Below are 14,955 nucleotides of genomic sequence, written 5' to 3'. Positions count from 1 at the left end.
CGAGAACTCACCGATTATTTGCCGGTAAGTGAACAGTTGTAAGTAAATGGAATGGAATACATACAATTCAATTACAATATGAAAGCGTTTAGTAACCGGGCTTTATATTTTTTGCCATCCAGGTGGCGATAAAAAACCGAGTATACTTAGAGCAATTATCTTTTTTCCATATTGGTTATCAAAAATATGGATTTACGGGTGAACAATTTTGACCAGTTTGGTTTGGGTTAGGGGGTAAGATTTGATTATGCTATAGGAAATATGGTTGCTGTTCATAAAATCTAATGTTTCAGGGTAATAGGTAAGCAAATAATCACTTTGAGATATCGCCTGTTTAATGGCATCGTCGTATAAAGCATACGGACCTTCCTCCAATTCGGCAGCAGGCGTAAGCCGATCGTCAATCACCGAATAATAATGCTCATATAAAACATACAGAGTTGAACTAACCATAGGATGTTTAGGCTGTTGCAAGGATAAATCATTTATCACCTGACTGGAATGGGCCTGATAGTACCACTCAATACAAAACGAGCTATTGCTCGTTTTTGCCCAGTGAAGGATTGTCGCCAAACCGGTTAGTAAAGCAAAACCATATTGTTGCAAACGAGAGTATTTTACACCTGTTGTCCATTTGCTAAAAATAAGGCAAATGATCAGTATGCCAGGTATGTACCATTGAAGGGTTAAGCGGTTTTTTAAAAAAAATGTATTGAAAAGCAAATGAAATATAAAGTTCAACAATAGAATGCTGGCAATGATAAGGCAGACCATGCAACCAGTAGTCAATTTTTTTTGCTTTACGGCGTCGATAGTAAAGTATAAAGAAGCTATTATGATCAAAATAAGAGAGCAGTAAGAAAACCAGATTGATATAGGACTATAGGGAGCCAAGTACAAGCTTTCCTGCCAAAGTGAATCGAATACTGACAAAAAAAAATTTTCAGAGCCCCCAAATCCCTTATCCTTTCCATACAATGTAATGAATAGAAGATCAGCAATCGCGAACGAGATGATCAAAGCGAAAAGGATGGTTATGGTACGTTTTTGCTTATTTGTGTACCACGAAAAAATGTTACCTGTAACCATACAATGCAGCAGAAAGCCTCCTGTGATCCCAAATATTGTATATATATAGGAAAGATTTGAGGCCAGCATTAAAGCACTCAGTATTACAACCAATAACCAGTGACGATAGCTAAAACTTGCATTACCGGCCTTTAAAAGAAACACAATGCTCCATACCTGAAACATAAGAGCCATTCCATAGCCTCTTGCTAATGAAAAAAAATCAAGTAGAAAAGGGTTAAAAAGAATCAGGCAATAAAAAGCAAATTGTATAGCCTGCCCTCTAATTTGAGCTGCTAGCGTGTATACACCATGGGCAAAAAAAGGAAAAGCCAATATGGAATGGATGCGGAAATAGCCAGGCTCATCGCCAAAGAGTACAGTGAACAGTTTCATAAAAAAGCTGTTCAACCAGTGGGTGTTGGCAGTACCAGGCATTGCCCGAAAATGATTTGTCTTTACAAGTCGAAATGAATATGCCTCGTCATAAGTTATATCCATATTAAAAGCGTGCCGCCATACAAAGATCCACAATACAATAACTGCCAAAATATGAAAGACGAAAAATGGCTGTCGCAACAAATTCTTTAACTTCAACCAGTTTAATACTCGATTCAATACGGGTAGTTTGAAAATTGTAACAAAGGATAAAATGAAATAGCTCCGATATAATCCGACAGTTTGGGATTAACTTTAAAGTAACTACACAATTAAGTTATCCCCAAACATGTCAGATTATGAACACACAAGTTAAGTTAATTAAGGGTAAAGTCGGCCTCCTAAAACTCGCCGAAGAGTTAGGAAATGTATCCCAGGCCTGCAAGCTGTTCGGGTATTCCAGAGACACATTCTATCGTTACAAAGAACTTTATGAGCGAGGTGGTGAATCGGCCTTACAGGAAGTTAGCCGCCGTAAGCCCAACATTAAGAATCGAATAGAGCCATCTGTTGAAGATGCGGTATTGGCTATGGCGACCGAGAAACCTGCTTTTGGCCAACTCAGGGCAAGCAATGAACTCAAAAAGAAAGGCATTTTTATTTCACCGGCAGGTGTCAGATGTGTCTGGTTACGTCATGACCTGGAAACCATGCGTAAACGCTTAAAAGCCTTGGAGGTCAAATCAGCCGAGGAAGGTATGGTACTTACCGAAGATCAGGTCGCAGCCCTGGAAAGAGCTAAAGAAGAAAAGCAGGCGTATGGCGAGATAGAAACCCACCATCCAGGATACCTCGGAGCCCAGGACACCTACTATGTTGGCACCATTAAAGGCGTTGGGCGCATTTATCAGCAGACATTTATCGATACATATAGTAAAGTGGCCACAGCCAAACTGTACGATCGTAAGAACGCTTTAATTGCAGCGGACATGCTTAATGACCCGGTTCTTCCTTTCTTTGAACAGCACGGTATTAATTTGCTTAGGATACTTACTGACCGGGGAACTGAATACTGTGGCGCCAGAGAGCACCACGAATATGAGCTCTACCTTGCCCTTGAAGATATCGATCATTCTAAAACAAAAGCTAAATCGCCTCAAACCAACGGCATCTGTGAACGACTCCATCGTACCATGCAAGAAGAATTCTATGCAGTCACCTTCAGAAAGAAAATCTACAACACGCTCGACGAACTACAAGCCCATCTTGACCTGTGGCTAGACGACTATAATAATCAACGTACGCACTCAGGCAAATACTGTTACGGAAGAACTCCAATGCAGACATTCTTAGAAACCTTACCTTTAGCGAAGCAAAAAATGCTGCAGGATCTTCCACCCGCAGCATAAAAAAATTTAATCCTAACCCTATAAAACTAAAAAGAAAAATCCTCAAACTGTCGGATGATATACTAGCTAGAACAGATAAAAATAAAAGAATTTATTGTATTTCACTGTTTTTGGCGCCAGTTTGGCAGTGTCGCAACAATTACGTGAAACAAGTAAACTTCTGAACCTCCTCAGTTTCGGTTCTCCAGCAAATGCTTTTCTACTTAAAATATATTCCAGTAGGTTCCATCATTGGAAAGTATAAATGCTTCACCAGGGTTAATCGTAAAGTTTGTCACTGCCGAAGATGAATAAATTGTACCGTTCAGCGAAATCGCGCCGCCTCCCCTGTTCTTTATAAAATAGGTCGTATTTGTATTGTCTGGTAGTATAGAAGGTAAGATCCAGGTGGTAGAAGTTGAACCGCTATATACCCATATAGTTGCATTCGCATCTAAGTTAAGCGAAGTGGCGGAAGAAACGACTGTGTTCATTCTCACAGAAGCCTGGGCATTTAGTGTTTTTAAAACTTTTACCTCACCTGCTCCCGCCGGATCGAGAATGACACTGTAATCGCCCAGACTGTGGATCTGAAATTGACTTGACTGAACTGTGCCTGGTTTTATTATTATATCTCCTGCATGTCTGTACCTGCTGCTATTATAGCCGGAAGTAGTTATCAATAATGGTTTTGGTATTTCGTCACTTGTATTTATATAGTTAAAGCCCATTATTACACCACTATACATAGCTGGTACATTGGGAGCGTCTGTAGTAAGTTGTAATGTTGTAAACGAGGTGGAGGTATTGCCGAGGCTAGCAAATACCGGGTTGTTATAATCAGAGAGAAACCATAAACTTTTTGTAGAGTGCAACCCTGGATCGCTTGCGAAGCCTTTAGCCTCAGTATATAACCGACCGTCCATAAAAGAACCGTTACCGGTTATAGAGAGATTTCCACTATTGTCAAAAAGATGATTACCTGCTGTACCGGTGAACTTCAAAGAATTGCCGTTTAAGGGAATTTCGCGATTATCGAATAACATGGCAGGATTTCCGGAAGCACCGACTGACTGCCCGAGTTGTACTGCTTTACCTGCGCGGCTCAAGCCGTTATTTGCCATTATATTTCCCTGGATTACGATTGTATCGTTACCCAGAACAATAGTTGAGTCATCGAGTTTAGTCGCCCTTCTGAATTCCGTTCTTCCCCTACCCTTGTTGAACAGGAAGCCGGGTACATTTTGCGTATGGTTCTCAATGATCAATTCTGCTGTATCGCAGGTATTGGTGATCTTTACGCTATCGGCTTTAATGGTGTAGATGTAGGGTGTCTGGGCATCGAGCGATTTCTTCAGGCTGAATAGGATAATAAGGAACAGGATTCGTTTCATAAGTGACTTTATTATTTACTTTGGTTGTTTCTTGGTAGCGGTATTCTTCAAACTTGAGGCAGCTGTCTACATATTCAGTCTATTCTACATCTTTTTCTATGCATCTAGTACGAACACTATTAATATTTACTAATACCCACCCAGGCGCTGCCGGTATATTTAACGGTAATAGCACCGCGGGTAGCCACGCTGTTCGACTCGTTTGTATCTAAGCCTGATAAAATAACCGTATTGGCCGTGCTGAGGTTCTTGATGGTTATTTCGCGGTCAAGCGTACCGGCGGGCAGGGTAATAGTTGCCTGTCCGGTCGCATTTACAAACACCACATCTATATCAGCAGCAACAATATAATTAGCGCCGGTAACGGTAATGCTTTTGCGGGTGGGTGATTGGGATCTTTTTTTCACCTGGCCATTGTTATCTATTACGAGTATGCTATCACTGGTGCTGGTGGAAGCAGGAAGGCGCATTAACCAAAAATTGGTTAGCTTATTATTATTCCCGTTCCTGAAAACGAATCCCTCGCCGTTTTGGCTATAACGTGTGGAATTAACTGAGTTATAAGTCTAGATTGACAGGCTATCTCCTTCATGGAAATCGACTTTAGCCCTTGTGTTCTTTTCAGAATTATCATTCTCTAACCACATTGCCCCGTCATGAGAAAAGATCTCCAATCTGATAGGGCCATCATGTGGCAATCCGCCCTCAATGCCTATAGATTGCCCCTCACCCGTTTCCAAATGATAATCACCCATTCTAAGCCTAAAGTTGTCGTCTTGCAATGACAATCCGGAGTTTTGAATATGTGTTCCTTCTTCAAAAACATTTTCACGGTGGGCATCCAGGCTAACATATTGCGTATTCATATACTGCGAGGTAAGTCGGGTTCTGCCTGGCTCTGGTATAGTTTTCAACACAAGGCTATAGCCATTCGTTGTATCCATTATCATATCAGCATTCAATATACCATCTGTTGTATTAGACTTAAAGCCTATTCCGCCAAAGTTGATAAGATTTATTGAACGAAATGCTCCGTCATGAATACGGTCGCCAGTAAAGGACAGGTCTGCATTACCAAAATGTCTATCCCGCCTGCCTAAATGAATGGTATCACCCCCTATTACAACGGAGGTATCATCTAATTGAGAGATTCTTCTGAACTCCGTTCTACCCCGGCCTTTATTGAATAAGAACCCAGGCACATTTTGTGTATGGTTCTCTATGATCAACTCTGCCGTATCGCAGGTGTTGGTGATCTTAACACTGTCTGCTTTGATAGTGTAGATATATGGGGTCTGGGCATGGAGGGTCTTTTCCAGACATACAAGGATAAGGAGAAACAGGATTTTTTTCATAAAATGGTATTTAAAAAACAACTAGCGTTTTATCTTTTTCATTAACTTTTCTAACTCAGCAATCTCCTTTTTTAGGGCTTGCAAGTATTTATTCTACTTTGCTGCAGGTTTAGAACGTAGTTAACGCGGCCCGTTTCCAACCGTTGGATGTTTTGATGTAAAAGAAGTTATCGTCCCACGAAACATCACCCACGCTACCATTTGTATCTGAAGTGGAAGATGGCGTATAACTGGTACGTAAACGTAATTGCGAAAACCCGTTTGTACCGGTAATATCCAACATTGAGCTTGGGTTGGGCGAATTGGCCAGAAAACCAGTGCCACCTTTTATGGTCCACCTGGTTGTCATGGTATGCATTGTCATTCCGGACTCCTGACCATTACCTGTACCAAAATTGATATCGCCTGGCGTACCTGAACCGGTACCCCGACCACCATAAATGTTCAGGGAATGAGAAACTGCGTTTGCGGAATAACCAGCGCTGCCTCCATTATTAATGCCATTATAGCCACCATTAATGGTAACGGCCCCATTACCCTGGCTGACAATGGTAGGGTTACCATTGTAATCAACCAGGGTAGTCCAGTATCCGGGCGCAGCGCCGCCGATTATCAGGGAATTTGCCGGAATATTTCCTTTATTCTGTTTATTTACACCAACGGATGCCGTCACACTACCAAAAGCTAACATTGAAGCTTCAATTCCGGTACCATAGCCGTTCCCGTAAGCCGGTTTTAGTGAAATGGCATAATTATCATTCCCTACTTTAAGTTGGTCGCGAAACCAGCTGGTACCATTAACCTGCAATTTTTTCCCATTGTCTGCACCATCGCCAATTAACGTATTTCCAACACCATTAACTGTCAGATCTCTATCAGAAGTAGAATCAGAAGTAATGCCTCTAACAGTAAAAGCATCCCATCCTGAATTACGCACATTAGCAACTGAGAACCGGGAGCTCCAATGCCCCTCATATCCTACAGCGACATAAGGCGTATTCATAAAACTGAATCCAATCTCATCATACATATATAGGGGTCTATAATCAGAAGGAGTTCCTATCGCTGCGCGAAGTTTGGCATTACCTTGGTAATAAAAATCCAAATAGGTGCCTTGACCTCCTCCCCATCTTAACCGAAGGGCGCCGCTGTGACGGTCTCCAAGGGGTGTAGTTGAATTCGTGTAAAACTGGCCGTAGGTGGTTCCATTAACAGCCAGGTTATATCCATAATCAGTATCACCACCGATCAAAAGATTGCCGGTATTCGTCCAGCGACCTCGTTTTGTATTGTCTGTATAAAAATCAATATGGTTATTATCGCGTGTGCCAAAGAACCCAGTCGTACCAAATGTATTACCGCCCTGTAACCACGCACCAGATAAACTTAAGGTATCTACGCCTACTAAATAAATACTATCACTGACTTTCGACAGTGGTCTCCTGAACTCGGTTCTTCCCCTGCCCTTGTTGAACAAAAAGCCAGGCACATGCTGCGTATGGTTCTCGATGATCAGCTCCGCCGTATCGCAGGTGTTGGTGATCTTAACACTATCAGCTTTAATGGTGTAGATGTACGGGGTTTGGGCATGGAGAGTTTTTTCCAGGCACAGCAGTGCCAGAACGAACAGAATTCGCTTCATAATCGATTATATTATTCTATTAAGGCAATTTAATCGGAGCGGTTTCAACTTTACCATTGCGGGCAGCTATCAAATCCGGCTCTCTTTATTTTTAATTCTATAATTTCTTGCGTTTGCTTTTGCACTGTTTATTCAATTCAATAGTTTGCACCTGGTTTTTGCTGCCACCAAGAATAGAGCTCTCCAAAATACCAGCACGAACACCCTGCAAGGCAATACAATATTTGTAAACTTTGCACTATCGGCATTGCTAATTTCTATCATGTTTTCTTATATAAAGTTCAAGCAGACGCCTGTACCCCATATGAGGCTGCGCTGTATGAGAAAACGACTCTCCTCTGTTAAATCTCACAAGCCACTCTGTCATTTTACTTCTTGACATACTTTACGCTATCAGGAAATATGCAATATTTTTTATCCTGCAATATTAATCATGTAAATTTTATATCCAGATTTAAACAATTTAAAATCCAACACATACACCGTTCTATGGTCTCCTTCCTCGTTTTGTTGGTAGGGATAGGAGACTGTAATATGAATTCGAAAATCAGTATTCCCTCTTTGTTGAAACTTATAATTTTCTCTTTTAAGAGATGTAATAAAATAGGGGTCTTTAAACCACTTTTCGTTAATTAATGCTTTCAGCGAACTGACTTCGAATGACTGAAAATGTTTTGCAAGGCTATCTGTGAAAAACAATACAGATTTAGCCAAATCTTTATTTAATAAATGGCCTCGTAATGTAAGCCACGTTTTCTCACATTGAAGACAAGAGACAGATTTAACCGCTCCATGATCGCTATCCTGAGCAATTGATTTTTTTGAAAATCCGGCATAAATAAGAATTACAAAAAATAAGGCTTTCATTTTCATATGTTTATCTGGAATTTGATGAGCCAATTTGTTCAAGTTTCTCAGTCGCCAAAGGCGCAACTGGTGTTTTAGTCAATGGTAATTTAGGCAAGCCTTTCGGATGTATAAAAACCATATTACTGGCAATTGTGTTCCATTTATTATTTACAATAAGCCCTTCACTTCCATTCCCAGGAATTGCTTGATTACCGCCTAAAATAGCTATTTGATCGCCATTTCTTCCGGTTACTAATCCAACATGTCCAGTTCCGTCTGAATGCCTGATTGTTACCAACGTTCCAAGGTATGGCTGGTCTACTTTTTCACCTTCTTTCCATGCTCTCCAATCAAGTGCCAATGCACTTTTCGTTCCTTTTATGCCAGCTTGTGAAATAACAAAGTTCATAAATGCAGAACACCATGGGATTCTATCTTCAATCCCCGGACCTAAAGTAGTTGCTCCAAAATAATCATTACTAATTCTGGGATTATTCCCATCACCAACAACTTCCTCTACGCCAATTTCTTTAATAGCAATTGACACATGTTTTGGTAAATTGCTTTTAGGGGCAAATGATTTATTAGGCAGGAAGGCAGTAACTCCTTTTGGAATACTTCCAAATAACGATACTGACTCCCCTGATTTTTCATTCACTCTAAATAATGATTGGCGGGCAACAGTGACCTTCTTACTTTCAATTTTTATATACTGATGAATTTCATAATGACTATTGGCAACTTCCGCTGCAAAATAGTCCGTCTTTTCAGTCTTTAGTATTACCTGATCATTTGTGCCGTGCAAAACAGTTATGACTTTAGCCTCTTCCCCATCTAAGTCAATAGCAGCGATTGGTGTATTACTCGCAAACTGATAAGGCGTTAACTCCGGATATTCCTTCGTCAACGGATCCACACTCAAAAACTTCCCTAACCGCGGGTCATAAAACCTCATCCCATAATCTTGCTGCTGACCCACGCCCTTCACCTCATTATCATTCTCCTTACCATTAAACCCATACCTATACCCACCCGCATTATAACTCCTTCCTGGCTGCAACATGCCAAACGGATAATAATCCTGCGCACTCACCACTTGTGGGTTAAAGTAATCGACAATACTGTTATTAGCAGAAACACCCAGCTTTTTATCGTTCACGGTTACCAGTACGTTACCCAAATGATTACTCAGTTCAAAGAGCTTATCTCCCCGTACAAAGGTAAGACTATCGCCGGAACCCAGTAATGGCATGGTTATCTTCGATGGATCAGACCCTGGCTCTGGCTCATAAGCCACATCCAAATTCCGTTTAAATAAACCTAATCGGCTGCTGCCATACAAATGCAACTCAGACTGCGTTAAATGGCCATTGTTTACGGCTGGTTTGCCCGATTCGTACACACTCATTACATTACCCTGCGCATCTCTTACATACCATGTTCTTGCCGTATCTGTAGATCCTGATCTAATAACCGTTTTACCGATCCGGTTTCCGGCAGCATCATAGGTATATGAAATATCAACACTATCTCCTTTAACAATGCGGCTTATTTTACCATAAACAGTCCAACTAATGCTGGTGATCCCTTCAGCATTATCTTTTATCAGGTTCCCAATAGAGTCATATACATAGTTTCCGGCAGACTGCGCATCAATATCCACATCGTAGTTACCCGCCGGCACCGTATCGTATACATAGTCTAGTTGATTGGTGCCTGGTTTATAGCTATAAGCCAATTTATCCATATCCAGCGGTTTGCCGCCAGCTGTATTTCCATTCCGCTTGTAACCCAGAATATTTCCATTGGCATCATAGCTCACCCGCTCCTGCAAGTCGGTCTGATGTGTCAAATCCGCCCAAGTATTACCTGTCTTTTTCCAGGCATCCATAGCCACCAGGCGGTTCAACTGGTCATATTGATAATTATACAATAACGGATTGCCCAGCTTTTCGATATTCACCGCCATGCTACTGATGTTACCATTGTACAGCGGACGATAGCTGCCACCCAGTGTCGTATTAATACCTGTATCCAATGCTTGGTAAAGCCGCAGCTTTAATCAAACTTGTAAGTCATTATCAGGAAAAAACTTTATATTTCCCAAGGCATCAAAAAGCACGTAAGTTACCACTTAAATTAAATCTACTCGTTTGAACGGTATTTCCATCTGCGTTAGGAAATGACAAAACAAAATCATCATCAAAACACAACCTAACACCTAATGGCTCTTTAATATCCCCAACACAAATCCATTCCAGTTTATTAATCTTATGATTCAGTATTTTATCAAAAACCTCCCAATCTGTCACATCGTAAAATTCATAACTAAAACCGGCCTCCATTTCAGACTTCATCCACTTAGGCATTCTATTATAAAAAAGTTTTGACTCAAACACCGAACTTGGATACTCAATACGGATAGTTGGGGTCCAAATATCCTGTAGACTTGTTGAAATAACAGTAATACCATTCTCCTCTAAATCAAATTTAAATCCAAACGACAAATCGACTTGAGAAAATCTATCTTCTCCAAATGGTGGCCAAACTACCAAGTATACTCTTACAATAGTCTTACCTATTATTTCTCTTATTGCTTTAAACTTACTCATTGATCGATTCGATTTACTAGTGGTGTTACTTTTTCAAACTAATTGTTGAATATTTTATTTATAGCAGTAATAAATGTTCCATCATTATTGCGGTGATAATCATATTGCCATTACCATTATAGAATCGTGCATTCGATTTAATAAGCCATTCAATGCACTTTGCAATTGAGGAACAATTTTTTGAGCTTGTTGAGCTGAAACGTTTTCAAACCCTAAGCCCTATGTTTTATCAAATGGCCTGCCTAATTTTTGCCAAACTTTAAATACGGCCGATAAGGTTTTACCAATTGCATCCGGTCATCTAAAACTCCACTCCTTGATATGCATTACCGACAGATCGCTTAACACTTTTCCACTATTAGCAGCAGCCTGAGCTTCATTATTAACTGCTTCAGTTGTAATTGCAATTACGTTAAATCTTTTTCATAATCCCTAACCTTCTTCTTGGATAGGTAATAAAATACTGTTCAAATACGTAGGAGTACTGGTCTTATAAAAGCCACCATAAAAAAATGATATATAACAAATGTCATTCTTCAAATTGCGTTCTAAGGAATACTAGGTGGCAACAAGAATTTTTCTTGCATTTCCGGTGTAATAGGCGAAAGCTGGTTTTTAAGAGATTTTACAGATTGTCCAAAAATATCTTCTATGTAAACGCAATTATCACAGCAAAAAAATATTTCTCTCTTCTTGTTATCCGTTAATGCTCTTAATTCACTATCACATGTTTTGCACGGTCTGTTAGTCTTAAATACTAAAATTTCCCACATAATATCCCTACAGCGAATAATTGCATGCTCTAAATTCACAACCAATATGTTTAATATATCAAACTGAATTAAATCGCGCAATGAATACCAGCTTTGCAAAAATTGATACTCATTTATATTATACCCTTCAAAATACGCTAAATACAAATTATATAGCTCTCTTATTTTTAGAATATTCGTACTTCTAATTTTTCCAGCCCACTCGGAACACAATTTATATATATCTATGGGAGTAATTGATTGCTTATTGTGTTCAACTTTACTCCTTAAGTCGTCCCATAACTTTAAAAAATACATTTCTTCTTTTTTCATTGACTTACTGGGTTACTAATGGATATGTGTTAATTAAATTTCCTGCTTTATCGGTATAAATTTAGCCAGCTTGTATTGTCCGCCAGCATCATAAAAATATGATATATCAACACTATCTTCTTTAACAATGCGGCTTATCTTTTAATAAACCGTCCAGCTGTTGGCCTGGACAGATTTGCCGAAACCGTCACTACGCCGTTATGTGACATTTGTAATTTATCACCGTTATCTGCAACAACACCTATGTGCAAATTACCGGTATTTGTGAAACGGCTGCGGAATGTACTATTCGTATAAAAATCAATATTATTATTATCCATAGTACCTAAAACGCCGGTCGTTCCAAAGCGGTTACCCCCCTGCAGCCATGGGTTTAGTTTCAACGTATCTGCCCCAACGACATATACACCATCCGATATTTTCAAGAGTCCTCTCCTAAATTCGGTTCTGCCCCTCCCCTTATTGAATAAAAAGCCCGGCACTTCCTGCGTATGATTCTCGATAATCAGCTCCGCCGTATCGCAGGTATTGGTGATCTTAACACTATCTGCTTTAATGGTGTAGATGTACGGGGTTTGGGCACGTAGAGTTTTTTCGAGGTACAGCAGTGCAAAAACGAAGAGAATTCGCTTCATAAACAATTGTATTCTCGATTATCAACTCCGCCGTATCGCAGTTGTTGGTGATCTTTACACTATCGGCTTTGATGGTGTAGATGTACTGAGCTTGGAGCACCTTGTTGAAGCACCCGAGGATAAGGAAAAACAGCAATTTTTTCATATAATGGTATTTACTGAATAAACATGTCGTGTTATCTTTTCTCTTTTATTAATGTTTTCAATTCAGCCATCTCCTGTTTCAGTGCCTGTAATTCTTTATCCTGCTGAATGGAATATAAGGTCAACTCCTCGATCTTTTTCAGCAATGCAGCCTGGCTATCGCCAACATCAATGCCTTTTTGCTCTACTTCTGCAGCGGAGGGAATTCCGGGAAGGTGATTATTCTGTTTAATAAATTTTTCTACTTCTGCCAATGATGGAAGTTTGTATTCATTGGTGAAGACGTAATCGGGCCAGCGGCCTGTTTGGGTGATAAGCATTTTTTGGGCAGAAACGCGGCCTTTCACTGCCAAATCTGAATTGATGCTTTCATTCAATGCCAAAGAGGATACATCACGGTAATACAAATTACCGTTGGCATCGCTTACAATAATTCGGGCCTGGGTGTTATCATTTGTCAAGCCGGAAAAACGTACGGTGCCGGTTACATGTTCCGCACCATTAAAATAGCTATTGCCACTTACCTGTAATTTATTACCATTATCAGTAACCGTTCCCAGTAAAAAGCTTCTATTCTCAGTAATGACAACCGCTGTAGTATCTGCAGGCCCGGTCATGAATCTTAGTTCACGAGCGCCAATGTACAGCGGCGCCCGTACGTTTTGGTATTCCGTTCCTGTTCCGGTAAGCGTGGTAGCAATATAGTAATAGTTTTGCCTGTTGGGGTAACTTCCTACCCCCTGCTGCCATTCATTAATGTTAGATACTGCAGTGACGAGGGCTGATGAATTTGCTGGTCCTCCTGTATTTCCAAAATAGTGGCCGCGAGCCATTATCTGGGTTCTTCCATCACTATATATTCGCAATGCAGGATTGCCTACCATCCAGCCATAAGGAACATTACTTGTTCCCAATCCAATATTTCCATCCCGCTCTACCAGAATATCTTTATAGGTACCTCCGTTATCGTTTGAAGTACGAATTATCGTATTCTGTCCATCATAGGTGTTGATGTATCCGCCGAACATTATTTTATCACCCGGCCTCGACAAGGTTGGATTGATAGAAATTGTTCCATTATTTGCCAACTGCAATCGACTGCCATCATCATAGGCTGCACCAACTAACAAGTTGCCGGGTGCTGTGAGCAATAATTTTGCTTTTCCATCAGCAAAGTTAAATATATTGAGCGCATGGGCTGTGTTGCTATTATATGTAAAATTGTAATGCGCAACACTGTCACCCGCCTGTCCCGCACTTTGGAACTGGAATTTATGAAAGTTACCCGAATGCCCACCTCCTATCCGTATAAGCCGTCCAGTTGCATCGCCATCAAATAAAAACCCGATGCCGCCTGCGCCGGCATCATCGCCAATCAGGATGGGAAATCTTGTCGAACTAAGATAATCATTCGAACTATTTACCAGGGAGATCCCGCCGTTGACCTGTAATTTAACGCCATTATCACTGGTTGTTCCCAGTAACAGATTACCGGCATTGGTCCAGCGACCCCGCTGTGTATTATTTGTATAAAAATCGATATGGTTATTATCACGTGTACCGAAATAACCCGTGGTTCCCCAGGTATTTCCGCCCTGCAACCAGGCACCGGATAATCGTAAGGTATCTATGCCTATCAAATAGATACTGTCACTGACTTTCGCCAGGGGTCGCCTGAACTCCGTTCTTCCCCGGCCTTTGTTGAACAAAAAGCCAGGCACGTTTTGCGTATGATTTTCAATGATGAGTTCAGCCGTATCGCAATTGTTAGTGATCTTCACACTATCGGCTTTGATAGTGTAGATGTAGGGGGTTTGGGCATTGAGCGCCTTTTCCAGGCACAATAATGCCAGAACGAACAGAATTCGCTTCATAGATATTTATATAATTTTACTTAGGCTATTTTATTCGAGCGGTTTTAATTTCTCCTCTGTGGGCAGCTATCAAATCCGGCTTCTTTATTTTCGATTTTTTAATTCAAGAATTTTCTGCTGTTGTTTTACATGGTTTTATGCAGCTCAATTAAATTCACTTGGTTTGCCTACAAATTTGGCTCATTTATCCTACTGCAAAGTATAGATTTCACCTAATGTAAAAGCGCCTTACTTTATCTCTAATAAAGTTCCTGATTGCTCAGTTTACGACGCAACTAAAGATTACCCAATCAACGATATAATATAATCGAAATCACTTATTGAAGCCTTCATCTTTTTAGCTGCATTTACTACCAGTTGATAAAATTCATTATCAATCCTTATTTCATTTTCATATAATTGAACAGTGATCGTTTCAAGACACAATGCATACTCATGATGGTCTAAAAACTCTTTCGCATTAGAGATGTCTGAAGGAGGTAGCCCAAACAGAGCCGCCTTATTGATTATATTTGTTAATAATTGTTCCAT

Annotated in this window: 13 protein-coding genes; 1 reads left to right on the top strand and 12 read right to left on the bottom strand. The window is 40.3% G+C overall.

Going from position 1 to position 14,955, the window contains the following annotated elements; all coding sequences use genetic code 11:
• Positions 1-192: 192 nt before the first annotated feature.
• On the bottom strand, positions 193-1,686 hold the full coding sequence (locus JUB15_RS17640; RefSeq protein WP_207513825.1) for a hypothetical protein: 1,494 nt from the start codon (positions 1,684-1,686) through the stop codon (positions 193-195).
• A gap of 119 nt (positions 1,687-1,805) precedes the next feature.
• Between JUB15_RS17640 and JUB15_RS17635 the strand changes: the two genes are divergently transcribed.
• Positions 1,806-2,855: an IS481 family transposase gene (locus tag JUB15_RS17635; protein WP_242696400.1), complete on the top strand. Its 1,050-nt coding sequence runs from the start codon at positions 1,806-1,808 to the stop codon at positions 2,853-2,855.
• Between the two features lie 203 nt (positions 2,856-3,058).
• On the opposite strand, the gene JUB15_RS17630 is transcribed toward JUB15_RS17635, so the two are convergent.
• The 11 genes from JUB15_RS17630 to JUB15_RS17580 form a co-directional block, all read right to left on the bottom strand.
• Entirely contained in the window at positions 3,059-4,228 is a 1,170-nt protein-coding gene (locus JUB15_RS17630; protein ID WP_207513824.1) for a hypothetical protein, read from the bottom strand.
• Positions 4,229-4,347: 119 nt separating this feature from the next.
• Entirely contained in the window at positions 4,348-4,698 is a 351-nt protein-coding gene (locus JUB15_RS17625; protein ID WP_207513823.1) for a hypothetical protein, read from the bottom strand.
• A 96-nt stretch (positions 4,699-4,794) separates the two neighbouring features.
• Positions 4,795-5,583, bottom strand: a complete 789-nt coding sequence (locus JUB15_RS28475) for a hypothetical protein (protein WP_242696399.1) — start codon at positions 5,581-5,583, stop codon at positions 4,795-4,797.
• Positions 5,584-5,692: 109 nt separating this feature from the next.
• Positions 5,693-7,225, bottom strand: a complete 1,533-nt coding sequence (locus JUB15_RS17615) for a hypothetical protein (protein ID WP_207513822.1) — start codon at positions 7,223-7,225, stop codon at positions 5,693-5,695.
• Between the two features lie 414 nt (positions 7,226-7,639).
• Positions 7,640-8,092, bottom strand: a complete 453-nt coding sequence (locus JUB15_RS17610; protein WP_207513821.1) for a hypothetical protein — start codon at positions 8,090-8,092, stop codon at positions 7,640-7,642.
• Positions 8,093-8,102: 10 nt separating this feature from the next.
• Entirely contained in the window at positions 8,103-10,043 is a 1,941-nt protein-coding gene (locus tag JUB15_RS17605; protein ID WP_207513820.1) for a TIGR02594 family protein, read from the bottom strand.
• 142 nt (positions 10,044-10,185) lie between these two features.
• Positions 10,186-10,686: a hypothetical protein gene (locus JUB15_RS17600; protein ID WP_207513819.1), complete on the bottom strand. Its 501-nt coding sequence runs from the start codon at positions 10,684-10,686 to the stop codon at positions 10,186-10,188.
• 548 nt (positions 10,687-11,234) lie between these two features.
• A complete protein-coding gene (locus JUB15_RS17595) occupies positions 11,235-11,771 on the bottom strand; it encodes a hypothetical protein (protein WP_207513818.1) in 537 nt (178 codons plus the stop codon).
• 134 nt (positions 11,772-11,905) lie between these two features.
• Positions 11,906-12,406 carry a hypothetical protein gene (locus JUB15_RS17590; RefSeq protein WP_207513817.1) on the bottom strand — a complete coding sequence of 167 codons (501 nt, stop codon included), beginning with the start codon at positions 12,404-12,406 and terminating at the stop codon, positions 11,906-11,908.
• A 176-nt stretch (positions 12,407-12,582) separates the two neighbouring features.
• On the bottom strand, positions 12,583-14,424 hold the full coding sequence (locus JUB15_RS17585; RefSeq protein ID WP_207513816.1) for a hypothetical protein: 1,842 nt from the start codon (positions 14,422-14,424) through the stop codon (positions 12,583-12,585).
• Between the two features lie 282 nt (positions 14,425-14,706).
• Positions 14,707-14,955, bottom strand: coding sequence for a MafI family immunity protein (locus tag JUB15_RS17580; RefSeq protein ID WP_207513815.1), 249 nt, complete (start codon positions 14,953-14,955; stop codon positions 14,707-14,709).

Source organism: Longitalea luteola (assembly GCF_017356035.1).
GTDB classification, from domain to species: Bacteria; Bacteroidota; Bacteroidia; order Chitinophagales; family Chitinophagaceae; genus Niastella; species Niastella luteola.
The sequence above is the reverse complement of the archived record's forward strand: the minus strand, read 5'-3'. Positions and strand labels throughout refer to the sequence as shown.